This window comes from Oceanicola granulosus HTCC2516, from assembly GCF_000153305.1.
Classification (GTDB): Bacteria; Pseudomonadota; Alphaproteobacteria; order Rhodobacterales; family Rhodobacteraceae; genus Oceanicola; species Oceanicola granulosus.
Genome location: NZ_CH724107.1, coordinates 1,016,820 through 1,038,373, shown reverse-complemented (window position 1 = coordinate 1,038,373; position 21,554 = coordinate 1,016,820). Strand labels below are relative to the sequence as shown.

Genomic DNA, 21,554 nt, shown 5'->3' with positions numbered 1-21,554 from the left:
TCAGCTTCCGGCGGCGCCGAAGGCCCTGGTGATCTCGCCGAGGGTGATCGTCATCGACTGCACGCCCCCGCCCGACAGGTAGAGCGGTGCGGCGTCGAGGTAGACGATCTGCCCGGCCTGCCCGGCCTTGGTCGCGGCGACGAGCGGGTTGTCGAGGGTCGCCTCGGCGGCCTCGCCGTCCTGGCCGATTGCCGCGCCGCGGTCGACGACGAGGATCCAGTCCGGGTCGACCTCGGCGACGAACTCGAACGACACCGCCTCGCCGTGGGTCTCGGCGGAGAGGCCGGCGTAGGCCTCGGGCAGGTCCAGCGCGGTGTGGAGCCAGCCGAAGCGGCTGTCGTTGCCGTAGGCGGAGATCTTGCCGCCGTTGGCGAGCAGGATCAGCGCGTCGCCCTTGCCGGCGACCACCGCGCGGGCCTCGGCGAGGTCGGCCTCGAGCGCCTCGGCGAGCGCCGCGGCGGTTTCTTCCCGTTCGAAAAGCGTGCCGTAGGCGGCGAGCCGCGACAGGGCCTGCTCGACCATGTCGCCGCCCCAGATCGTCATGTCGAGCGTCGGCGCGATGCGCGACAGCGGCGCCACCTGCGTCTGGCTGCGCCCGCCCGCGACGATCAGGTCCGGGCCCATGGCGGCGAGCGCCTCGAAGTCGGGCTCGAACAGGGTGCCGACGATCTCGGCCCCCGCCACGACCTCGTCGAGGTCGGCGGGCGGGGTGATGTCGGGCACGCCCGCGACGGGGACGCCGAGCGCGGAGATGGTGTCGAGCGCGGCGAGGTCGAAGACGGCGACGGTCCCGGGCGCGACAGGCGCGGCCACGGGGCCGGCGGCGGTCTCGACGGTGACGTCCTGCGCCGCGAGGAGGCCGGGGGCGAGGCAGAGAGCGAGGGCGGGGAGAGCTGTGCGCATGTACTGTTCCTTGGTCTGCACGCTTGCCGGCGAATCCGACAAAAATACTACGGTATGTGCCGACTAAAAGACTCGGGAATAGCGGGAGCGCAAGCGGAAACAGCAGGGGCCGCTGCGATTGGCAGGGTCAGGTGCGGTAGATCCAGACGCCGAGGGCGATGGTGACGACGCCCGCGCCGATGGCGAGCAGGGCGTTCATCACGAGGTTGGAGGCGTCCTCCAGGCTGCCGGTGAAGCTGTAGCCGAGGCCCAGGTAGATCGTCAGCCAGACCAGCTCGCCCGCCGTGCCCCAGAGCGCGAAGCTGCGCCAGCGCTGCCCGGCGGCCCCGGCGGCGAAGTTGACGTACGGCCCCAGCGGCGAGAACAGCCAGCGCGACAGGAAGATGACCGGCCCGCCCCGGTTCGCGAGCGCGACCTGCGCCCGCTCCAGCGGCGCGGCGTGGCGGGCGACGCGGGCGAAGACGCGGGTGCCGCCCTTGCGCCCGAGCGCGTAGACCGTGTGATCGCCCGCCGCGAGCCCGGCGAAGGCGGCGAGGGCGACACTGACCATCGACAGATCGCCAACGGCGGCGAAGCCCCCGGCGGCGAGCAGCAGGATCGAGGCCGGTACCGGCAGCGCGAAGCACGACAGGAACACCGCCGCCGCGAGGAGCGGGGGGCCGTATTGCGGCACGAGGGCGAGCAGGGTTTCCGTCATTGGCCGTCGCGCTCCGCGAGGAGCTGGGCGATGGCCTCCTCGACCTCGACGATCAGCAGCCCCACCGGCACGCCCTGCGCGGCGGCGTGGTCGGCGAGGGTGGGCGCGCGGCCGGGGCGGGGCATCGGCAGGCCGGCGAGCTCGTCGATGTCGCGGGCCTGCAGGTGGTGCATGTGCGCGACCATGCGCATCGTCATCCACGGCTCGATCGGGCGCGGCCCCGGCGGCGGCATGAACAGCGCGCCCACCAGCAGCCGGGCGCTGAAGAACAGCGTCACCGCGGCGGCGAGCAGGAACAGCGTCGTCGCGCGGGGATGCTTCCGGTAGCGGCGCTTCAGATCATCGAACATCGCGGCTGATGTAACGCATCCGGCGGCGCTGTCCGTCGAAAAACGATCAAGCGGCCGTCAGCAGCCGCTCGGTGGTGGCCGCGAGGGCGAGGGCGGCGGCGCCGCGCGCCCAGGCGTCGTCGCCCCAGGCGTGGATCTCGACGCGCGGCGGGGCGCGGCCGTCGGACAGGATCAGCCGCTGCATCTCGGCCAGCACCTCGTCGGCGTAGAGGTAGTCGTAGCGCATCCGCTGGCCCGACAGGATGATCAGCGTCGGGTCGAACAGCTGCACCACGTTGGCGAGGCCGAGCGCCAGGTAGCGCCCGGCGCGGCGAAAGATCGTGGCCGCGCCGGTGTCGCCGGCCTTGGCGCGCAGGTAGAGCGTCTCGAGCAGCGCCTCGGCGCTCTGCAGGTTGCGGCTCGGCCGGTCGAGCGCGGTGGCGGCCTCGCGGGCGAGGGCGTAATCGGCGAGGTAGGCCTCGAGGCAGCCGCGCTGGCCGCAGCGGCAGAGCGCACCGTCGAGCTGCACCTTGGTATGGCCGAGCTCGAGCCCCATCCCCTGGCTGCCGCGGAACAGCCGCGAGCTGAGCACCAGCCCCATCCCGACGCCCTGCTCGATGGTGACGACGGCGAAGTCGGCGTTCTCGCGGCCCGCGCCGAACCACAGCTCGGCGAGGGTGAGCATGTTGGTGTCGTTGTCCACCTCGACGGGCCGGCCGAGCTCGGACTCGAGCACGGCGCGCAGCGCGACGTGGCGCTCGGAGAGGAGCGGCGACCAGGCCACGGTGCCGGTCTCGTGGTCGACCATCCCCGGCACGCCGAGCCCCACAGCCCCGACCGCGTCGAGGCTCACGCCGCTGTCGGCGAGCAGCCGCTCGATCAGGGCGGCGATGTCGGCGACCATTTCGTCGGTCCCCTTGCGGTGGCCGGGGGTGGGGCGGTGCGCCTCGCAGAGGTGGGTGCCGGCGAAATCGGTCAGTACCGCCGAGAGGCGCTCGTCGGTGAGCTTGACGCCGATGACGTGGGCGCGGGTCGGCACCACCTCGAGCGCCACCGGCGGACGGCCCCGGCCGCTCTCGCGCGGCTGGTCCTCCACCTCGCGCAGGAAGCCGCCGGCGATGAGGTCGGCGGTGGCGGCGGTGGCCGAGCCGGGGCTGATCCCGAGCGCGCGGGTGATCTCGGCGCGCGCGGCCCGGCCCGAGGCGCGCACATGGTCGAAGACCTGCATCCGCAGGGGCTTCGCATCGCTCCCCGGAACGGGCAGGATGGGACCGCAACCCGCAGGCACTTCCGCATCGGGATCGGCCGAGATGCTCATTTCTTTATTCACTCCCTGAATATATTTCTGCAGCGCAGCGCGTGCAGAACCTCTCCTCCGCTGCCGATGCTGCCCCTCCAGGCACTCGGCTGTCAAATTTATTTTGACAACTGAAATAAGTTTGTGGCACCCTCTGCCGCGTCGGGTCATCTGACTCGTGCTCCGCCCGCTCGGCGGGGCTGACAACTGGGAGGACGTCATGCGCAACGCAATCATCGCCGCCGTCATCGCGACGGCAGGCTTCAGTTCGGCCGCTCTGGCTCAGGATCTGACCGTCGGGGTCAGCTGGTCGAACTTTCAGGAAGAACGCTGGAAGACCGACGAGGCCGCCATCCAGGCCGCGCTCGAGGAGGCCGGTGCCGAGTACATCTCCGCCGACGCCCAGTCGTCGTCGTCCAAGCAGATCTCCGACGTGGAGAGCCTGATCGCCCAGGGCGTCGACGCCCTGATCATCCTCGCCCAGGACAGCCAGGCCATCGGCCCGGCGGTCGAGGCGGCCGCCCGCGAGGGAATCCCGGTCGTCGGCTACGACCGCCTGATCGAGGACGAGCGCGCCTTCTACCTGACCTTCGACAACGTCGAGGTCGGCCGGATGCAGGCCCGCGCGGTGCTCGAGGCGGCGCCCGAGGGCAATTACGTGATGATCAAGGGCTCGCCCACCGATCCCAACGCCGACTTCCTGCGCGGCGGCCAGCAGGAAGTGCTGCAGGAGGCCATCGACGCCGGTGACATCACCATCGTCGGCGAGGCCTACACCGACGGCTGGCTGCCGGCGAACGCGCAGCGCAACATGGAGCAGATCCTGACCCAGAACGACAACGACGTCGACGCGGTCGTGGCCTCCAACGACGGCACCGCCGGCGGCGCCGTGGCGGCGCTCACCGCCCAGGGCATGGACGGGATCCCGGTCTCCGGCCAGGACGGCGACCACGCCGCGCTGAACCGGGTTGCCCAGGGCACCCAGACCGTCTCGGTCTGGAAGGACGCCCGCGAACTCGGCCGGCGCGCCGGCGAGATCGCGGTCGAGCTGGCCGACGGCACCGAGATGAGCGCCATCGAGGGCGCCGAGCAGTGGACCTCGCCGGGCGGCACGACGCTCTGGGCGCAGTTCCTCGACCCGATGCCGATCACCGCCGACAACCTCGACGCGGTCGTAGACGCGGGCTGGATCACCCAGGAGGCGCTCTGCCAGGGCGTCGAGAACGGGCCCTCGCCCTGCAACTGATCGGGACGGACTGACGTCCCCGACAGGGCGGAGCCGCACCGGCTCCGCCCGCCACATACCAGATCGGACCGGCCAAGATGACCGACACCACCGGCGCCCCCGCGGGCGTACCCAAGCGCGGCTTCCTGAAATCGCTTGAAATCGACACCCGCCTGCTCGGCATGATCGGCGCGTTCGTCGTCGTCGCGGTGGTGTTCAACCTGCTCACCGACGGCCGCTTCCTGACGCCGCGCAACGTGTTCAACCTGACGATCCAGACCGTCAGCGTCGCGATCATGGCGACGGGGATGGTGTTCATCATCGTCACCCGCCACATCGACCTCTCCGTCGGCTCGCTGCTCGCCACCTGCTCGGCGGTGATGGCGATGCTGCAGACGCGCTGGCTGCTCGACTGGTTCGGCCTCGACCTCGGCGCGGCCTCGCTGCCGTGGCTCGCGATCCTCGGCGGTCTGCTCGTCGGCGCGGCCATCGGCGCGTTCCAGGGCTGGCTGGTCGGCTACCTGACCATCCCGGCCTTCATCGTCACGCTCGGCGGCCTGCTGATCTGGCGCAACGTCGCCTGGCACCTCACCAACGGCCAGACCATCGGCCCGCTCGACGAGACGTTCCAGCTCTTCGGCGGCATCCAGGGCACCCTCGGCACCTTCTGGTCGTGGATCGTCGGCCTCGTCGCCACGGTGGCCGCGCTCGCCGCGCTGTGGAACGCGCGGCGCACGAAGGTGGCGCACGGCTTCGCGGTCAAGCCACTCTGGGCGGAGTACGTCGTCGCCGGCATCGTCGCCGCCGGCATCCTCGGCTTCATTTGGGTGCTGACCTCCTACGAGATCCCCTCGCGGGTGTTGTCGCGCCAGTTCGAGGCGCGGGGCGAGACCATGCCCGAGGGCTTCACCGCCTCCTACGGGCTGCCGATCTCGGTGCTGCTGCTCATCGCGGTCGCCATCGTGATGACGGTGATCGCGCAGCGCACCCGTCTCGGCCGCTACATCTTCGCCACCGGCGGCAACCCCGACGCCGCCGAGCTGTCGGGGATCAACACGCGGATGCTGACAGTGAAGGTCTTCGCGCTGATGGGCTTCCTCGCCGCGCTCTCCGCCGTCGTCGCCTCGGCCCGGCTGTCGTTCCACTCCAACGACATCGGCACCCTCGACGAGCTGCGCGTCATCGCCGCCGCCGTGATCGGGGGCACCGCGCTCTCGGGCGGCATCGGCACCATCTACGGCGCCATCCTCGGCGCGCTGATCATGCAGTCGCTGCAATCGGGCATGGCGATGGTTGGCGTCGACGCGCCCTACCAGAACATCGTGGTCGGCGCGGTCCTCGTGCTCGCCGTCTTCGTCGACATCCTCTACCGCCGCCGCACGGGAGACTGAGCCATGACCACGCAAACCGGCACCCCGCTCGTCGAGATGGACGACATCTCCGTCTCCTTCGGCGGCATCCACGCGGTCGACCACGTCTCGGTCGATCTCTATCCCGGCGAGGTCGTCGGCCTGCTGGGCCACAACGGCGCGGGCAAGTCGACGCTCATCAAGGTGCTCTCGGGCGCCTACCAGATGGACAGCGGCGAGATCCGCATCAACGGCAAGAAGGCGACGATCCACAACCCGCGCGACGCGCGGAAGTACAACGTCGAGACGATCTACCAGACGCTCGCGCTGGCCGACAATCTCGACGCCTCGGCCAACCTCTTCCTCGGGCGCGAGCTCGTCACCCCCTTCGGCATGGTCGACGACGCGCGCATGGAGGCCGAGACGCGCAAGATCATGCACCGCCTCAACCCCAACTTCCAGAAGTTCTCCGCCCCCGTCAGCGCGCTCTCGGGCGGGCAGCGCCAGTCCGTCGCCATCGCGCGCGCGGTCTATTTCAACGCCAAGATCCTCATCATGGACGAGCCGACCGCCGCGCTCGGCCCTCAGGAGACGCAGATGGTCGCCGAGCTGATCCAGGAGCTCAAGAAGGACGGGCTCGGGATCTTCCTCATTGACCACGACGTGCGCGCGGTGAAGGAACTGTGCGACCGCGCGGCGGTGATGAAGAACGGCAAGCTCGTGGGCGTGGTGAAGGTGGACGAGGTGAGCGAGGACGACCTGTTGGCGATGATCATCCTGGGCAAGCGACCCGAGCACCTGGCCGCCTGATGTATATCGGACTGGACCTCGGGACGAGCGGCCTCAAGGCGCTCGTGATGGACGACGCGCAGAACGTGCTGGGCGAGGCGACGGCGGAGCTCTCCGTCGCCCGGCCCCACAGCGGCTGGTCGGAGCAGGACCCGGCCGACTGGATCGCCGCCTGCGAGGCGGTGTTCGACGCGCTGAAGGGGAAGGTGGACCTGTCCGCCGTGCGCGGCATCGGCCTCTCGGGGCAGATGCACGGCGCCACCCTGCTCGACGCCTCCGACAGGGTGCTGCGCCCCTGCATCCTGTGGAACGACACCCGCTCGGCCGAGGAGGCGGCGGCGCTCGACGCCGAGCCCGCCTTCCGCGCGCTGACCGGCAACATCGTCTTCCCCGGCTTCACCGCGCCCAAGCTCGCCTGGGTGAGGAACAACGAGCCCGAGACCTTCGCCAAGGTCGCCAAGGTGCTGCTGCCCAAGGATTACCTGCGGCTGTGGCTGACCGGCGAGCACGTCGCCGAGATGTCCGACGCCGCCGGCACCGCCTGGCTCGACACCGGCGCGCGCGACTGGTCCGACGAGCTGCTCGCCGCCACCGACCTGGGCCGCGAGCACATGCCGCGCCTCGTCGAGGGCTCGGAGGTCTCGGGCACCCTGCGCGACGCGCTGGCCAGCCGCTGGGGCCTGCCAGCGGGCGTGGTGGTGGCCGGGGGCGGGGGTGACAACGCCGCCTCGGGCGTCGGCGTCGGCGTGGTCAAGGCGGGCGAGGCCTTCGTGTCGCTGGGCACCTCGGGGGTACTGTTCGCGGCCTCCGACGCCTACCAGCCCGACGCGGCGACGGCGGTGCACACCTTCTGCCACGCGCTGCCCGGCACCTGGCACCAGATGGGCGTGATCCTCGCCGCGGCCGACGCGCTGAACTGGTACGCGCGCCTCGTCGACCGGCCCGCCTCGGCACTGACCGACGGGCTCGGCGCGCTGCGGGCCCCCGGCCGCACGCTGTTCCTGCCCTACCTCGGCGGCGAGCGCACGCCCCACAACGACGCCGCCGTGCGCGGCCACTTCCTGCATCTCGACCACGCCTCCGACCGCGACGCGCTGACCCGCGCGGTGCTCGAAGGGGTGACCTTCGCCATCCGCGACAGCTTCATGGCCCTCTCGGCCACGGGCACGCGGATCGAGCGGCTCATCGCCGTCGGCGGCGGCTCGCGCTCGGACTACTGGGTGCAGGCCATCGCCACCGCGCTCGGCCTGCCCGTCGAGCTGCCCGAGGCGGGAGATTTCGGCGGGGCCTTCGGCGCCGCCCGACTGGGAATGATGGCGGCCACCGGGGCCGGCGTCGAGATCGCCACGGCACCGCCCATCGCGCGCATCGTGGACCCGGAGATCGAACTGGCGGGCGACTTCGCCGAGGCGCACCTGCGCTACCGCGCCGCCTACGAGGCACTGAAAGGACAGTAACATGAGTGATTTCTTCAACGGGCTCGGCCCGATCAAGTACGAAGGGCCGACTTCCGAAAACGATTTCGCCTTCCGCCGCTACAATCCCGACGAGGTGGTCATGGGCAAGCCGCTCAAGGAGCACCTGCGCTTCTCGATCGCCTACTGGCACAGCTTCGCCTGGGAAGGCGGCGATCCGTTCGGCGGGCGCACCTTCGAGCGGCCCTGGTATCCGCAGGACGAGATGGACAACGCCCGCCTCAAGGCCGACGTGGCCTTCGAGATGTTCACCCTGCTCGGCGCGCCGTTCTTCTGCTTCCACGACGCCGACGTCCGCCCCGAGGGCGCCACCTTCGCCGAGAGCCGCGACCGGCTCAACGAGATGGCCGACATCTTCGAGCGCAAGATGGACGAAACCGGCGTCAAGCTGCTCTGGGGCACGGCCAACATGTTCTCCGAGCGCCGCTTCATGTCCGGCGCGGCCACCAACCCCGACCCGGACGTCTACGCCTACGCCGCCGCGTCGGTGAAGGCGTGCATGGACGTCACGCACCGCCTGAACGGCGAGAACTACGTGCTCTGGGGCGGCCGCGAGGGCTACGAGACGCTGCTCAACACCGACATGAAGCGCGAGCGCGACCACGCGATCCGGTTCCTGCAGCAGGTGGTGGAGTACAAGCACAAGATCGGCTTCAAGGGCGCGATCCTGATCGAGCCCAAGCCGCAGGAGCCGACCAAGCACCAGTACGACTACGACGTCGCCACGGTCTACGGCATGCTCAAGGACGCGGGCCTCGAGAAGGAGGTGCAGGTCAACATCGAGCAGGGCCACGCCATCCTCGCCGGCCATTCCTTCGAGCACGAGCTGGCGCTGGCGACGGCGCTGGGGATCTTCGGCTCCATCGACATGAACCGCAACGACTACCAATCCGGCTGGGACACCGACCAGTTCCCCAACAACGTCCCCGAGGTCGCGCTGGCCTACTACGAAGTGCTCAAGGCCGGCGGCTTCACCACCGGCGGCACCAACTTCGACGCCAAGCTGCGCCGCCAGTCGCTCGACGCCGAGGACCTCATTCTCGGCCATGTCGGCGGCATGGATACCTGCGCGGCCGGCTTCAAGGCGGCGGCGCGGATGCTCGAGGACGGCAAGCTCGAGGAGGCCCGCGAGGCTCGCTACACGGGCTGGAACGGCGAGCCGGCGATGCAGATGCTGGAGGGCACGCTGGAAGACGCTGCCGCGCGCGTCGAGGCCGAGGGCCTCGAGCCGCAGCCCGTCTCAGGCCGCCAGGAGCGGCTCGAAAACCTCGTCAACCGCTACCTCTGACGAGCAGGGTGGGCGGCCCGGCCCGCCCACCCTCACGCCCCGTAGGCCGGGCTTCAGCCCGGCCCGCCTCGGCCTACCCCTTCAAGCTCACGAACCGCCCCGCCTGGAACAGCAACGGCAGCCCGTCCCGCGCCGCCGCCCGCAGCACCCGGCCGACGAGGATCAGGTGATCGCCCCCCTCGTGCGCCGCCTCCAGACGGCACTCGAAGCGCGCCAGGCATCCCTCGATCAGCGGCACGTCGTGCTCCCCCCGGCGCCAGTCCAGCCCCTCGAAGCCGTCGGCGCTCTGGGTGAAGGCGTCGCAGATCGCCTGCTGATGCCCGTCGAGCACGTGGATGGCGTAATGGCGGGCGTCGGCGAACAACTCGTAGCGCCGCGTCGCCCGGGCCGGGCACCAGAGCACCAGCGGCGGGTCGAGCGACACCGAGGCGAAGCTGTTGGCGGTGATCCCCACCGGTCCGTCGGGGCCCTGGGTGGTGATCACCGTCACGCCGGTCGCGAAACGTCCCAGCGCATCGCGAAAGGCGCGCGGCGAGGTATCGGGGTCGAAGCTGGTCATCGGCGCGCCGGTTCCGTCCATGTCGTCTCCATTCGAGCACCTCGGGCTATCCTGCCACAGACTTGGGGCGCAAGCCGGCTTTGGCGAGACCAAGCGGGCGGACAGGCGCCTCCGACGGGTCTCCTTCGTCTCACGTTGACTGAATGACATCTTCGCGCCATACGTGCAAATCGGTGACATCTACTACCGCGAACGCAAACAAAGCTTGGTTATACCTTGCCTTTTTCCGGCGCTCGCGGACAAAAAGATCATGAAAGTTTTTTTAGGGGGTGTAGCATTATGGGCGAAACCGCATATGCGCGATCGCTGCCGAGGTACCTGCAGATTTCCGAAATGCTGATCCGCGACATCACCGCGGGCCGCCTCGTCGACGGGCAGCGCCTGCCGCCCGAGCGGCAGATGGCGCAGGAACTCGGCGTCTCGGTGGGCACCCTGCGCAAGGCGCTCGAGGGGATGGCGGAGCAGGGGCTGCTCGAGCGGGTCCAGGGCTCGGGCAACTACATCCGCGTGCGCGAGGCGGTGGAGTCGGTCTACGCCTTCTTCCGGCTCGAGTCGCCCACCGGCGCCGGCCTGCCGAGCGGCGAGATCCTGTCGATCGAGCGCATGGAAAAGCCCGACGACCTGCCCCCGTTCGGCCAGTCCACCGACGCCCACCGCGTCCGCCGCCTGCGCGAGATGGACGGCGAACCGGTCGCGCTCGAGGAGGTCTGGCTCGACGGGGTCTGGGCCGAGCGGCTGAAGGCGAGCCAGATCGTGGAGAGCCTTCACTTCTTCTACAAGGAGACCCTCGGACTCGAGATCCGCTCCGTCGAGGACCGCCTCGGCGCGCGCGAAGTGCCCGATTGGGCGCCCGCCCGCTTCGGCGTCGCGCCGGGCGACGTCTCCGCCTTCTGCGAGCGCCGCTCCACCGGCCATACCGGCGAGGTGGTCGAGTACGGCCGCTTCTGGTTCGATTCCTCCAAGGCCAACTACGTGTCGCGCCTCAAGCAGGCCAGCGCCAGGTTGGAAAAGTGACAGCCGGCCGTCGCGCTTGACCCGGTCGGGCGCGTCCTGCATGCAGCCGCCACGCACAGACGGAGGACGCGCCAGATGACCGAGCGGACCAAGGCGGGGGCGCGCCCATGAGCCTCACCGACACCGAGAGCGCGGCGCTGATCGACCTCGTGCGCGCCGTCGCCAAGCGCGAGATCCTGCCCCGCTTCCGCCGCCTCGCGCCCGACGAGATCTCGAGCAAGTCCGGCCCCACCGATCTCGTCACCGAGGCCGACATTGCCGCCGAGGCCGCCATCGCGGACGGCGTCGCGCGCCTCCTGCCCGGCGCCAACGTCGTCGGCGAGGAGGGCGTCGCCGCCGATCCCGCCCGGCTCGATCTCGTCGGCCGGGGCCGCACGGTGATCGTCGACCCGGTCGACGGCACCTGGAACTACGCCCGCGGCCTCGCCGTCTTCGGCGTGATCGTCGCGGTGGTGGAGGAGGGCGAGACGGTCTGGGGCCTGCTCTACGATCCGGTGTTCGACGACTGGATCGTCAGCCACAAGGACGGCGGCACCTGGTTCGCGCGCCCCGGCGACGCCCCCCGCCGCCTCACCTTCGCGCCCGGCGGCGCGGCGCGCTCCGCCTCGGGCTACATGTCGCTCCACCTCTTCGCCCGCCGCCGCCGCTCCGACCTCGCCCTCACCGGGCTGAAGACCGCCGGCACCCGCACCCTGCGCTGCTCGTGCCACGAATACCGGATGCTGCTCACCGGCGCGGGCGACTACATGATCGCGGCCAAGCTCAAGCCGTGGGACCACGCCGCGGGCGTCCTCGCGGTGCAGGAGGCGGGCGGGCGCGCCGCGCTGCTCGACGCCGCCCCCTACAGCCCGACCCGCACCGAGGGCCCCATGCTCATCGCCCGCAGCCCCGCCCTCTGGGACGAGCTGCAGCCCCTCTGGGCGCCGCCGCTCACCGCCTGAGCGCGCCGCCCCGGTCTCTGTCCTAAAAATATCCCCGCCGGAGGCTCCGCCGCCCGGGCCCCCGCGCTACCGCTCCGGCGCGAGGCGCCGCGCGAGGGCGCAGAACCGCTCGAGGTCGATCTGCTCCGCCCGGTCCGTCGGCGCGATCCCGACCGCCTCGAGGTGGCGCTCGATGTCCGGCGCCAGCCCCTTCAGCGACGCGCGCAGCATCTTGCGGCGCTGGTTGAAGGCCGTCGCGGTGATCCGCGAGAGCGTCGCCGCGTCGGCCGGGTAGCGCGGCTGGGGCAGGGCGTCGAGGCGCACCACCGCCGACGACACCTTCGGTGGCGGCGTGAAGGCTCCGGGCGGCAGCGACATCACGATCTGCGCGTCGGCCCGCCACTGGGCCAGCAGCGCCAGCCGGCCGTAGGCCTTCGAGCCCGGCCGCGCGACGATGCGCTGCGCGACCTCCTTCTGGAACATCAGCGTCAGGCTCTCCCATGCCGGCGGCCAGCTCGGCGGCGTCAGCCAGCGCACGAGCAGCTCGGTGCCGACATTGTAGGGCAGGTTCGCCGCGATCCGGTAGGGCGGGGTCAGGTGCACCGTCGCATCGGTGGCGAGCGCGTCGCCCTCGAGCACGGTCAGCCGGCCGGGATAGGCGGCGGCGATCTCGGCGAGCGCGGGCAGGCAGCGCGGGTCCTTCTCGATGGCGACGACATGGCGCGCGCCCGAGGCGAGCAGCCCGCGCGTCAGCCCGCCGGGGCCGGGGCCGATCTCCAGCACGTCCGCCGCCGTCAGATCGCCCGCCGCGCGCGCGATCTTGGCGGTGAGGTTTAGGTCGAGCAGGAAGTTCTGCCCAAGCGCCTTCTTCGCCGAGAGCCCGTGCGTCGCGATCACCTCGCGCAGCGGCGGCAGGTCGTCGATGCCCGCCATCAGCCCACCGCCGCCCGCCGCGCGCCGAGCTCGTGCGCCATCCGCAGCGCCGCGATCAGCGAGGTGGCGTCGGCGCGGCCGGTGCCGGCGAGGTCGAACGCGGTGCCGTGGTCGGGCGAGGTCCGCACGAAGGGCAGGCCGAGCGTGACGTTGACGCCGCTGGCGAAGTCCACCGTCTTGATCGGGATCAGCGCCTGGTCGTGGTAGGCGCAGATCGCGGCGTCGTAGCGGGCGCGCGCGGGCGGGTGAAACATCGTGTCGGCCGAGAGCGGCCCGGCGAGGTCGAAGCCCTCGCCGCGCAGCCGCTCGAGCAGCGGCGCGATGGTCTCGATCTCCTCGCGGCCCATCTTGCCGCCCTCGCCGGCATGCGGGTTGAGCCCGGCGACGGCGAGGCGGGGGGCGTCGATGCCGAAGTCGCGCACCAGCGCGTCGCGGGTGGTGCGGATCGTCTCCTCCAGCAGCTCCGCCGTCAGCGCGGCGGGGACGTCGGCGAGCGGGATGTGGATCGTCGCCGGAACGACGCGCAGCTCGGGGCAGGCGAGCATCATCACCGCCCGGCGGCCGCCGCCGGCGAGGGCGGCGAGGAATTCGGTGTGACCGGGATAGGCGAAGGCGGCGCCGTCGATCAGCGCCTGCTTGTGGATCGGCGCGGTGCAGAGCGCGCTGCAGGCGCCCGAACTCACCAGCGCCACCGCCTCGGCGATGGCGTCGACGACATGGGCCGCGTGCGTCGGGTCGGGGCGGCCGGGGGTGCGGGGCGCGCCGAAGTCGCGCGCCAGCACCGGCAGCGCGCGGGCCATGACCTCCGGCGCGCCGGCCGGGTCGGTCGCCTCCCAGGGCGTGCCCTCGGGCAGGTGCGCCGGGTCGCCGATGTAGAGCAGGCCCAGCTCGCCGCGCAGCGCCGCCCAGGCGGCCACGGCGATCTCCGGTCCGATCCCCGCGGGCTCGCCGCAGGTCAGCGCGACGGTCATTGGCCGCGGATCACCGCAGCCGCGCGCAGCTCGGCGAGCAGCTGGTCGGCGAAGCCCGAGAGCCGCTGCGAGCGCAGGTTGCTCGCCACCGCCTCGCGGTCGACCGGCTCCTCGCTGTAGCGCCGCTCGCACAGCATCAGCAGCACGAGGCTCTGGCCGCCGTTGGCGGTCAGCGCGGTCGAGGTCTCGCCGTCGTCGAGCCGCGCCAGCTCGAGCGCGATGTCGGTGGGCACCTGCCCGACGGGCAGGTCCCGGCGCACCAGCTGCTCGGGCGGCAGGCCGCGCGCGATGCCGTAGAGGTCGTCGCAGGTGTCGAGCCGCGCCTCGATGGCGCGCGCCTCGGCCACCGCGGCGGCGCTGCGCCCGCCGGGGAGGTAGAGCGTGGCGTACTCGACGGAGACGGGCTGCGGCCGGCTCCCCGCCACCTCGCGCACCGCGCGCAGCTGGAACAGCGCGATGCCGTTGGGGATCGGCAGCGGCGCGGTCACCTCGCCGGGCGCGAGGCCGAGCACCAGCGCCTGGATCGGCGGCGGGTAGTTGGCGATCGGCAGCCAGTCGAGCCGGCCGCCGCGCTCGCGCGAGGGCAGGGCGGAATATTCCCGCGCCGCGGCCTCGAAGGCGGCGGTGCTGGTGGTCTGGCTGATGCGCTCGGCGATTGCCTGCGCTTCGGCGGCGCGGGGCGGCGGGGCGGGGATGATGATCTCGTTGAGCAGCACCTCGATCTGGGTGCCGCCGTTGGGCGGCGCGGCGAGGGTCTGGTCGACGTCGGCCTCGTTGACCTCGGCGCGGCCGCGGTAGCGGGTGCGGATGTAGTCGCGCCAGCTCACCCCGACGCGGACGAAGTCGCGCAGCGTCTCCTCGGCGACGCCGGCCTCGGCGAGCACCCCGATGAACTGCTCGTAAGGCAGGTCGGCGCGGCCGGCAAAGGCCTCCATCTCGGCGGCGAGCGACTCCTCCGACAGCTGCAGCCCGGCGCGGTCGAGCTCGGCGAGCTTGAGGCGGTCCTCGACGAGCTGCTCGCGGGCCAGCGCCTCGAGGTCGCCGGGGGTGTTGAAGACCCGCAGCAGCTTGGCGCGCTGGTCGATCTCGTAGAAGCTGATCGCGCTGTCGTTGACGGTGATCGCGGGCGAGAACTGCGACTGCGCCGCGGCGGCGGCGGGCGACAGGGCGGCGAGCGCGAGGGCGAAGAGCGTGGCGATCGTGCGGGTCGTCATAGGTCGAGAGATCCCCTGTCAGTTCCGGCAGCTGCGCACCGGGGTGCCTTGGCGCCCCGCCGAAAAGCCGTTGAGGCCAACGCTTAGCCCGTAGTCCGTCTCGGGCTCAAGCGTAGTCGATGAGGTGAAGCGGCGCGAGACCGAAAGCCCCACGGTGACGCACTCGTTGGTGTACTCGACCCCGACCCCCGCGAACTTCGGCGCGTCGGCGGCGATGTCGTAGCGCGCCTCGGCGGAGACTTCCCACATCTCGCTGACCCGGTAGTCGGCGTCGAAGGTCCACTCGGCGACGGCGGCGGGGCGGGCCTCGGCCTCGTTGGCGGCGAGCTCGACGTAGGTGGCGGCGAGGTCGAAGCGCGCGTTGGACCAGTCGAGCCGGGCCTCGGTGCGCGCGAAGTCGTAATCGTCGTCGAACAGCGCGCGGGCGTCGAGGCTGAGCCCGGTGGGGGTGTCGAGGCCGACCACGGCGACCCAGTCGGAGGTGTCGCCGTCGAGCCCGGTGCCGGAGGCGAAGCGCGGGTCGGGCGACGCGCGCAGCAGCCGCCCCACTGTGGTGCGCGCCTGCCAGCCGCTGGGGCGGGCGACGGTCCAGCTCAGCGCGGCGGCGGCGCGCCAGCCGTCCTCACGGGCGTCCTCGCCGGGGAAGCGCGACAGGGCGAACAGGTTGGTCTCGTCGAGCTCGACGACCTGGCTGTCCTCGTTGGGCACGCGCCCGCCGTAGGTGTCGGACCAGGTCAGCGCGAGCACCGGCTCGAGCACGTGGGTGCTGCCCGTCGCGGTGGTGCGCGCCAGCGGCCAGCGCAGCTCGGCCTGCAGGTAGGGGGTGCGGCGGGTGACGTGGTCGGGGAAGGCGCTGTCCTCGTCGATGCGGTAGCGGTCGACCTCGACCCCCGCCGCGCTCACCGCCAGCAGCCCGCCCGGCAGCACCGACTGATGCCGCCAGCCGAGCCCGGTGCCGAGCCGCACGATGTCGCGCCCGACCCGGTCGCGCTCGGAGGTGCGCACGGCGACCTCGGCCTCGGCGTAGGCCGTCAGCGCGCCGGGCAGGCCCGGGTAGCGCAGGACACGTTCGTAGACGGCCGAGGGCAGCAGCGTCGGCAGCAGCTCGTTCTCGTCGCCGTCGCGCAGGCTCTCGACGACGGTGAGGTCGAAGCCCAGCCGGCTGTCCTCGGTGATCCGGCCGAGCCGCAGGAACGAGGTCAGCAGGTCGGTGTCGGAATAGTCGTAGTCGATCAGGTAGGCCTGGTCGCTCACCGCCTGGAGCTGCGCCTCGAGCCGCCAGTTGCCCGGCCAGGCGAACTCCGCCTCGGCGAAGACGTAGTCGCGGGTCTTGCCGCCGTCGAGGATGTCGTCGCTGGTGACGGCGGCGTCGATCTCGACGTCGCCGCGCAGGAACGCCCGGCGGAAGCGCGCCTCGAGGGTGCGGGTGGCGGGCGAGAGGTACGGCGTCAGGGTGAGGTCGGCGTGCGGGCCCAGGGTGATGAAGTAGGGCAGCTTGATGCCCGTGCCGAGCCGGTCGGTGGTGCGCAGGCGCGGGATCAGCAGGCCGGTGGAGCGCGCGTTGGTCGGGTCGGGCAGGCGCATCCGGGGCAGGTAGAACACCGGCACGCCGCCGATGCGGAACTGCGCCGCCTCGAAGTAGAGCTGGCCGGCGGCCTCGTCGTGGATCACCCGGCGGGCGCGGATCTCCCACAGCGGCGGGCCGCCGCCGCAGACCCGGCAGGCGGTGGCGGCGACCTTGTAGAGCTGGGTCAGCCGCCCGTCGACGCGGTCGATCTGGTTGGCGGCGAGCTGGAGCTGCTCGTTCAGCACCAGCCGCGCGCCGATCAGCAGCCCGTTCTCGAGCCGCGGGTCCAGGTTCGCCCGCTCGGCGGTGAAGATGTCGCCGTCGGCGGTCTGGATGAAGATCGGCCCGGTGATGGTGAGCCGGTCGCTGGCCTCGTCGTAGACGATCGCCTCGGCCGACAGGCGCGTGTCCTCGTAGAACGCCTCGACGTTGCCCCGCGCGATCAGCTGGCGCTCGGGGGTGACGGTGACGCTGTCGGCGACGAGCGTCGCCGGGATCTGCGCGCGCGCCGGGGCGGCGAGCAACCCCATCGTCAGCGTCAGGGTCAGCGTCAGCCAGAGCAGCAGCAGGGCCCTCATCCGTCCTCCTTGTGCAGCAGCAGCGCCACGCTCGCCGCGATCCCCGCCAGCGGCGGTGCCCAGGCGGCGAGCAGCACCGGGATCTGGCCGTTCTCGCCGAGTATCTGCGCGAAGTTGCGCAGGAAGTAGAGCCCGAAACTGAGCAGGATCGCCACCAGCGCCATCAGCCCGGTGCGCCCGCCGCGCTGGTGGCGCATGGTGAAGGCCGCACCGATCAGCAGCATCGCCACGAGGAACGCGGGCTTGGCCAGCTCGGTCTGCAGCCAGACCTGGTGGCGTCGGGCGGAGAAGCCGGCGGTCTGCAGCCGGTCGATGAAGCGCGGCAGCTCCCAGATCGGGATCGAGGAGGGGGCGCCGAAGGAGTCGCGGATCTGCGCGGCCGTGAGGCTGGTGGCGACCTCGTAGACGTCGTGCTCCTCCGCCGCCGCCTCGGGCACGCCGGCGTCGCCGAGCGGCCACGACTTCGCCTCCACCAGCCGCCACACCCCCGCCTCGAGCCGCGCGCGGCGGGCGTCGATGCGCCGTGAGGGGCGGCCTTCCTCGGCGAAGGTGATGAAGGTGACGCCCGACAGCTCGGTGCCGTCGGTGTTGGCGCGCGCGGCGCGGATCACCGACTGCCCCTCGGGCCCGCCCTGGCGCAGCCAGAGCCCGCCGGCATCGACGCTGACGATGCTCGCGCCGCGATCCTCGAGCGCGCTGACCCGCGCCTCGTACTCCTTCGACGTCGCCGCCACGAGCGGGTTCAGCACCGCCAGCGCCACCGCCCCGATCAGCGCCACCACCAGCACCGGCGCCACCAGCGCGTGCAGCGCCGAGCGGCCCGCCGCGCGGGTGACGACCAGCTCCGACGAGCGCGCCAGGCCGAGGAACAGCGCGATCGTCGACAGGATCACCAGCAGCGGCAGGATCTCGTAGAGGCTCGCGGGCGCGTTGAGCAGCGTCAGCGCCAGCACGTCGCTCCAGCGCGCCGCCGCCTCGTCGGAGACCTCGTTGGCCTGCTCCACGAGGTCCATCGCCCCGAGCAGCACGAAGAACAGCCCCGAGACGGTCAGGAACGACGTCAGGTAGCGGCGGGCGAAGTAGCGGTGCAGGATCATGCCGCGCCTCCGGCCGGCTCGGGCGGCGGCGGTGCGGGGCGGCGGCGCAGCAGGGCGGGGTGGGCGGCGAGCCAGAACAGCGCCGACGCGATGGCGAGGCCGACGAGGGTGGGCATGTAGAGCAGCGGCCAGCGCGTCGGGTCGGCGTCGACGAGGGTGGAGCTGACGCTCTCGAGCGAGGTGACGACGACCACCAGCACCACCGCGACGACGATCTGGCGCCACACGCCGAAGCGCGAGAAGCCGCCGATCAGCAACGCCGCGAAGCCGAGCACCGGCCCCACGAAGCCGAGCAGCGCCTTGTTCATCCGGTCGTGCACCTCCGCGCGCAGCGCCACCGCCGGCCGCTCGATCTGCGCCTGCAGCGCCGGGCTCGCCTGCAGCAACGGCCCGCTCCAGACGTTGCGCTCGCGCAGCCGGCCGGGCTCCTCGGACACGATCAGGCGGCCGATGTCGTAGGTGAAGTCGTCGAAGCGGGTGGTGTAGAGCCGCTGGTCGGAGCCGCGCAGGGTCTGGGCGAGGCCGTCGACCATCACCAGCTGCGGCCCCCCCTCGGAGCGCACGAGGTAGGCGGTCGCGGCGGTGTAGATCACCTGCCGGCCGGACTCGCGGGTGTCGGCGAGGAACAAATCCTGCAGCGCGCCCGCGTCGTTGATGTCGCGCACGTAGACGGTGATGCCGTCGACCGGGTTCAGGAACTGCCCGGGCGTGAGGAAGCGGGCGGTGATGTTGCTGGCGATCTCGTCCTGCCGCGCGCCGAGCTGCGCGGCGGCGACGGGGACGAGCACGTGGGTCAGCGCCCCCGTCAGCAGCGTCACGATCAGTCCGAAGACGAACGCCGGCCGCGCCAGCCGCACCGGCGAGAAGCCCGTCGACTGCACCACCAGCAGCTCGCTCTCGGTGGTCAGCTTGTTGGTGACGTAGAGCGCCGCGATGAAGGCGGCGAGCGGCAGCACGATGCGGATGATCGCGGGCAGCGACAGGGCGGAGAACTCGAGGAACACCAGCGCCGACTGGCCGTCGGAGATCAGCTGATCGAACAGCACGACGGCGCGGTTGACCCAGTAGAGCAGGATCAGCACGAGGCTGAAGAAGCCGAACAGGGTCATCAGCTGGCCGAGTAGATATCTGTCGAACCGCCCCACTGGCACTCCGCTGCCGGTATCGGCCCTAGCTAGCCGATCGCCCGGCCGGTTTGAACTCATATCTGGCCATTCCCCGCCCCGGCAGGCTAGCTACGGCTCAACCCGACCCCAGACCGGAGATTGCCCATGCCCGCTCCCGCCGCCCTGCGCTTCATCGAGACCGACCACGACGCCCTCGGCGGCTTCGAGGGACGGATCGCCGTGTTCGCCGACGAGGAGGGCAAGCTCGACGTCACGGGGCGCAAGCTCAACACGCTCACCCGCCGGGCGCTGGTGCGGGCGCTGGAGAGCGAGCGGTTCGAGAAGCTGAAGGCGGGCGAGGGCATGGAGATCGCGTTCCCCGTCGGCATCGCCGCGGAGTCGGTGCACCTGGTGAAGCTGCCGCGCCGCGCCGGCGTGGCCGAGGCGCGCAAGGCCGGGGGCACGCTCGCGGCGAGCCGGGGCAGCGCGCCGCTCCTGGTGCTCGCCGGCAAGAGCCGCCGCGCCGCCGACATCGCCTTCGGCCTCGTGCTGCGCGGCTACGGCTTCGACGCGCACAAGTCGGCGCGCGCCGACGCCCCCGGCGCAGTGACGGTGATGGCGAGCGAGCCCGAGGCGCTGGCCGGGGCGTCGGCGGAGGCCGCGGCGCTCGCCGAGGGCATCTTCTTCACCCGCGACCTGATCAACGAGCCCTCCAACGTGCTCACCACCGACGACTTCGCCGCCCGCCTCGGCGCGATGCAGGAATTGGGCCTCGAGGTGGAGATCCTCGAGGAGGACCAGCTCGTCGAGCTCGGCATGGCCGCGCTGCTCGCGGTGGGGCAGGGCTCGGCCAGCCCGTCAAAGGTCGTCGTCATGCGCTGGCAGGGCGGCGACGCCGACACGCCGCCGCTGGCGCTGGTGGGCAAGGGCGTGGTGTTCGACACCGGCGGCATCTCGATCAAGCCCGCGGGCGGCATGGAGGAGATGACGATGGACATGGGCGGCGCCGGCGTCGTCTCGGGCGTGATGCGCGCGCTGGCGCTGCGCAAGGCGAAGGCCAACGTGGTCGGCCTCGTCGGCATCGTCGAGAACATGCCCTCGGGCACCGCGATGCGGCCCGGCGACGTGGTGACCTCGATGAAGGGCGACACGATCGAGGTGATCAACACCGACGCCGAGGGTCGCCTCGTCCTCGCCGACGTGCTCTGGTACGCCCAGGAGCGCTTCAAGCCCGCCGCCATCGTCGACCTCGCCACCCTCACCGGCGCGATGATCGTCGCGCTCGGCCACGACATGGCCGGCGTCTTCGGCAACGACGACGCGCTTGCCGACGCCTTCCTCGCCGCCGCGCGCGCCGAGGGCGAGGGCGCTTGGCGGCTGCCGATGGGCGACAGCTACGACAAGCTGCTCAAGAGCCGCATCGCCGACATGAAGAACGTCGGCGGCCGCGCCGCCGGCTCGATCACCGCCGCGCAGTTCCTCGGCCGCTTCGTCAAGGACGAGGTGCCGTGGATCCACCTCGACATCGCCGGCGTCGCGCTCGCCAACGCCGCCACCGACCTCGCCCCGAAGGGCGCGAGCGGCTGGGGCGTGCTGGCGCTGAACCGGCTGGTGAAGGAGCGGTTCGAGGGCTGATGGGGGCGGCGTACTTCTACCACCTGACGCGCGACCCGCTCGAGCGGACGCTGCCGATGCTGCTGGAGAAGGCGCGCACGGTCGGCTGGCGCTGCGAGGTGCGCGCCACCTCGCGCGCGCTCCTCGCCCGGCTCGACGAGCAGCTCTGGCTGCACCCCGAGGACGGCTTCCTGCCGCACGGCCTCGCCGGCGGCCCCCACGACGCCGACCAGCCGGTGCTGCTGACCGACACCCGCGGCACCAACAACGCCGCCTGCCTGCTCGCGGTGGAGGGGGCGGAGGTGTCGGCGGAGGAGGTGCAGGCGCTGGAGCGCACCTGCATCCTCTTCGACGGCGCCGACCCCGGCGCCGTCCAGATCGCCCGCGGCCAGTGGGCCCGCCTCACCGACGCCGGATGTGCGGCGCAGTACTGGAGCCAGGAGAGCGGGCGCTGGGAGAAGAAGGCGGAGCGCTAGGGGCGAGGGGGGTACCACCATCACGTACCACGCATAGAGCGGCATGATGTTGACCCGCATCCCCGGCGGCCGGCACTTGAGCGTCCCCACGATCAGCTCCACCGCCGCCGCGATGGAGGCGATCTCGATGAACGACAGCCCCAGCAGCCAGAT

General features: G+C 71.8%; 20 protein-coding genes. 9 read left to right on the top strand and 11 right to left on the bottom strand.

From position 1 onward, the window contains the following. The 4 genes from OG2516_RS04885 to OG2516_RS04870 all read right to left on the bottom strand — a co-directional run bounded on the left by OG2516_RS04885 (position 1) and on the right by OG2516_RS04870 (position 3,157). Positions 1 to 903, bottom strand: a complete 903-nt coding sequence (locus OG2516_RS04885) for a siderophore ABC transporter substrate-binding protein (protein WP_007254516.1) — start codon at positions 901 to 903, stop codon at positions 1 to 3. Between the two features lie 127 nt (positions 904 to 1,030). Next, complete coding sequence (locus OG2516_RS04880) at positions 1,031 to 1,600, bottom strand: DedA family protein (protein WP_007254515.1); 570 nt, start codon at positions 1,598 to 1,600, stop codon at positions 1,031 to 1,033. Next, the gene (locus tag OG2516_RS04875; RefSeq protein WP_007254514.1) at positions 1,597 to 1,950 is read right to left on the bottom strand and encodes a hypothetical protein; all 354 of its coding nucleotides are present in this window, start codon (positions 1,948 to 1,950) and stop codon (positions 1,597 to 1,599) included. Before OG2516_RS04875 ends, OG2516_RS04880 begins: the two co-directional genes overlap by 4 nt. A 46-nt stretch (positions 1,951 to 1,996) precedes the next feature. Beyond that, the gene (locus OG2516_RS04870) at positions 1,997 to 3,157 is read right to left on the bottom strand and encodes an ROK family protein (RefSeq protein WP_007254513.1); all 1,161 of its coding nucleotides are present in this window, start codon (positions 3,155 to 3,157) and stop codon (positions 1,997 to 1,999) included. A 289-nt stretch (positions 3,158 to 3,446) separates the two neighbouring features. On the opposite strand from OG2516_RS04870, the gene xylF reads away from it, so the two are divergent. The 5 genes from xylF to xylA all read left to right on the top strand — a co-directional run bounded on the left by xylF (position 3,447) and on the right by xylA (position 9,352). Continuing rightward, positions 3,447 to 4,472: a D-xylose ABC transporter substrate-binding protein gene (gene xylF / locus OG2516_RS04865; RefSeq protein WP_007254512.1), complete on the top strand. Its 1,026-nt coding sequence runs from the start codon at positions 3,447 to 3,449 to the stop codon at positions 4,470 to 4,472. Positions 4,473 to 4,549: 77 nt separating this feature from the next. Then, positions 4,550 to 5,842 carry a sugar ABC transporter permease gene (locus tag OG2516_RS04860; protein WP_007254511.1) on the top strand — a complete coding sequence of 431 codons (1,293 nt, stop codon included), beginning with the start codon at positions 4,550 to 4,552 and terminating at the stop codon, positions 5,840 to 5,842. A 3-nt stretch (positions 5,843 to 5,845) separates the two neighbouring features. Then, positions 5,846 to 6,610 (top strand): ATP-binding cassette domain-containing protein, encoded by a 765-nt coding sequence (locus OG2516_RS04855; protein WP_007254510.1) that lies wholly within the window; start codon positions 5,846 to 5,848, stop codon positions 6,608 to 6,610. Continuing rightward, entirely contained in the window at positions 6,610 to 8,046 is a 1,437-nt protein-coding gene (gene xylB / locus OG2516_RS04850) for a xylulokinase (protein WP_007254509.1), read from the top strand. The genes OG2516_RS04855 and xylB overlap by 1 nt, the downstream gene beginning before the upstream one ends. A gap of 1 nt (position 8,047) precedes the next feature. Next, a complete protein-coding gene (gene xylA, locus OG2516_RS04845) occupies positions 8,048 to 9,352 on the top strand; it encodes a xylose isomerase (RefSeq protein WP_007254508.1) in 1,305 nt (434 codons plus the stop codon). Between the two features lie 73 nt (positions 9,353 to 9,425). Here the strand turns inward: xylA and OG2516_RS04840 are convergent, their stop codons facing one another. Then, positions 9,426 to 9,932, bottom strand: a complete 507-nt coding sequence (locus OG2516_RS04840) for a flavin reductase family protein (protein ID WP_007254507.1) — start codon at positions 9,930 to 9,932, stop codon at positions 9,426 to 9,428. A gap of 258 nt (positions 9,933 to 10,190) precedes the next feature. Here OG2516_RS04840 and OG2516_RS04835 point away from each other — a divergent pair, with 258 nt between their 5' ends. Beyond that, a complete protein-coding gene (locus tag OG2516_RS04835; protein ID WP_040614978.1) occupies positions 10,191 to 10,925 on the top strand; it encodes a GntR family transcriptional regulator in 735 nt (244 codons plus the stop codon). Between the two features lie 107 nt (positions 10,926 to 11,032). Next, entirely contained in the window at positions 11,033 to 11,866 is an 834-nt protein-coding gene (locus OG2516_RS04830) for an inositol monophosphatase family protein (protein ID WP_007254505.1), read from the top strand. A gap of 66 nt (positions 11,867 to 11,932) precedes the next feature. On the opposite strand, the gene rsmA is transcribed toward OG2516_RS04830, so the two are convergent. The 6 genes from rsmA to lptF are packed head-to-tail and all read right to left on the bottom strand — an operon-like array spanning position 11,933 to position 19,410. Then, positions 11,933 to 12,778, bottom strand: a complete 846-nt coding sequence (gene rsmA / locus OG2516_RS04825) for a 16S rRNA (adenine(1518)-N(6)/adenine(1519)-N(6))-dimethyltransferase RsmA (protein ID WP_007254504.1) — start codon at positions 12,776 to 12,778, stop codon at positions 11,933 to 11,935. After that, positions 12,778 to 13,749, bottom strand: a complete 972-nt coding sequence (gene pdxA / locus OG2516_RS04820) for a 4-hydroxythreonine-4-phosphate dehydrogenase PdxA (RefSeq protein WP_007254503.1) — start codon at positions 13,747 to 13,749, stop codon at positions 12,778 to 12,780. The genes rsmA and pdxA overlap by 1 nt, the downstream gene beginning before the upstream one ends. Continuing rightward, the gene (locus OG2516_RS04815; protein ID WP_007254502.1) at positions 13,746 to 14,963 is read right to left on the bottom strand and encodes a peptidylprolyl isomerase; all 1,218 of its coding nucleotides are present in this window, start codon (positions 14,961 to 14,963) and stop codon (positions 13,746 to 13,748) included. The genes pdxA and OG2516_RS04815 overlap by 4 nt, the downstream gene beginning before the upstream one ends. Before the next feature lie 18 nt (positions 14,964 to 14,981). Further along, entirely contained in the window at positions 14,982 to 17,108 is a 2,127-nt protein-coding gene (locus OG2516_RS04810; protein ID WP_007254501.1) for an LPS-assembly protein LptD, read from the bottom strand. Beyond that, complete coding sequence (gene lptG, locus OG2516_RS04805) at positions 17,105 to 18,205, bottom strand: LPS export ABC transporter permease LptG (RefSeq protein ID WP_007254500.1); 1,101 nt, start codon at positions 18,203 to 18,205, stop codon at positions 17,105 to 17,107. Before lptG ends, OG2516_RS04810 begins: the two co-directional genes overlap by 4 nt. Beyond that, positions 18,202 to 19,410, bottom strand: a complete 1,209-nt coding sequence (lptF, locus tag OG2516_RS04800; protein ID WP_342626084.1) for an LPS export ABC transporter permease LptF — start codon at positions 19,408 to 19,410, stop codon at positions 18,202 to 18,204. The genes lptG and lptF overlap by 4 nt, the downstream gene beginning before the upstream one ends. A gap of 66 nt (positions 19,411 to 19,476) precedes the next feature. Here lptF and OG2516_RS04795 point away from each other — a divergent pair, with 66 nt between their 5' ends. Further along, on the top strand, positions 19,477 to 20,946 hold the full coding sequence (locus tag OG2516_RS04795) for a leucyl aminopeptidase (RefSeq protein WP_007254498.1): 1,470 nt from the start codon (positions 19,477 to 19,479) through the stop codon (positions 20,944 to 20,946). Continuing rightward, positions 20,946 to 21,401, top strand: a complete 456-nt coding sequence (locus OG2516_RS04790) for a DNA polymerase III subunit chi (protein WP_007254497.1) — start codon at positions 20,946 to 20,948, stop codon at positions 21,399 to 21,401. The genes OG2516_RS04795 and OG2516_RS04790 overlap by 1 nt, the downstream gene beginning before the upstream one ends. Positions 21,402 to 21,554: the final 153 nt, after the last annotated feature.

Coding starts and splice junctions, on each gene's coding strand:
- OG2516_RS04790 (WP_007254497.1), top strand. CDS start 20,946: ATGGGGGCGGCGTACTTCTACCACCTGACGCGCGACCCGCTCGAGCGG.
- OG2516_RS04855 (WP_007254510.1), top strand. CDS start 5,846: ATGACCACGCAAACCGGCACCCCGCTCGTCGAGATGGACGACATCTCC.
- lptF (WP_342626084.1), bottom strand. CDS start 19,410: ATGAGTTCAAACCGGCCGGGCGATCGGCTAGCTAGGGCCGATACCGGC.
- OG2516_RS04880 (WP_007254515.1), bottom strand. CDS start 1,600: ATGACGGAAACCCTGCTCGCCCTCGTGCCGCAATACGGCCCCCCGCTC.
- OG2516_RS04860 (WP_007254511.1), top strand. CDS start 4,550: ATGACCGACACCACCGGCGCCCCCGCGGGCGTACCCAAGCGCGGCTTC.
- OG2516_RS04875 (WP_007254514.1), bottom strand. CDS start 1,950: ATGTTCGATGATCTGAAGCGCCGCTACCGGAAGCATCCCCGCGCGACG.
- OG2516_RS04885 (WP_007254516.1), bottom strand. CDS start 903: ATGCGCACAGCTCTCCCCGCCCTCGCTCTCTGCCTCGCCCCCGGCCTC.
- rsmA (WP_007254504.1), bottom strand. CDS start 12,778: ATGGCGGGCATCGACGACCTGCCGCCGCTGCGCGAGGTGATCGCGACG.
- OG2516_RS04795 (WP_007254498.1), top strand. CDS start 19,477: ATGCCCGCTCCCGCCGCCCTGCGCTTCATCGAGACCGACCACGACGCC.
- OG2516_RS04830 (WP_007254505.1), top strand. CDS start 11,033: ATGAGCCTCACCGACACCGAGAGCGCGGCGCTGATCGACCTCGTGCGC.
- xylB (WP_007254509.1), top strand. CDS start 6,610: ATGTATATCGGACTGGACCTCGGGACGAGCGGCCTCAAGGCGCTCGTG.
- pdxA (WP_007254503.1), bottom strand. CDS start 13,749: ATGACCGTCGCGCTGACCTGCGGCGAGCCCGCGGGGATCGGACCGGAG.
- OG2516_RS04810 (WP_007254501.1), bottom strand. CDS start 17,108: ATGAGGGCCCTGCTGCTGCTCTGGCTGACGCTGACCCTGACGCTGACG.
- OG2516_RS04835 (WP_040614978.1), top strand. CDS start 10,191: ATGGGCGAAACCGCATATGCGCGATCGCTGCCGAGGTACCTGCAGATT.
- OG2516_RS04840 (WP_007254507.1), bottom strand. CDS start 9,932: ATGGACGGAACCGGCGCGCCGATGACCAGCTTCGACCCCGATACCTCG.
- xylA (WP_007254508.1), top strand. CDS start 8,048: ATGAGTGATTTCTTCAACGGGCTCGGCCCGATCAAGTACGAAGGGCCG.
- lptG (WP_007254500.1), bottom strand. CDS start 18,205: ATGATCCTGCACCGCTACTTCGCCCGCCGCTACCTGACGTCGTTCCTG.
- OG2516_RS04870 (WP_007254513.1), bottom strand. CDS start 3,157: ATGCAGGTCTTCGACCATGTGCGCGCCTCGGGCCGGGCCGCGCGCGCC.
- xylF (WP_007254512.1), top strand. CDS start 3,447: ATGCGCAACGCAATCATCGCCGCCGTCATCGCGACGGCAGGCTTCAGT.
- OG2516_RS04815 (WP_007254502.1), bottom strand. CDS start 14,963: ATGACGACCCGCACGATCGCCACGCTCTTCGCCCTCGCGCTCGCCGCC.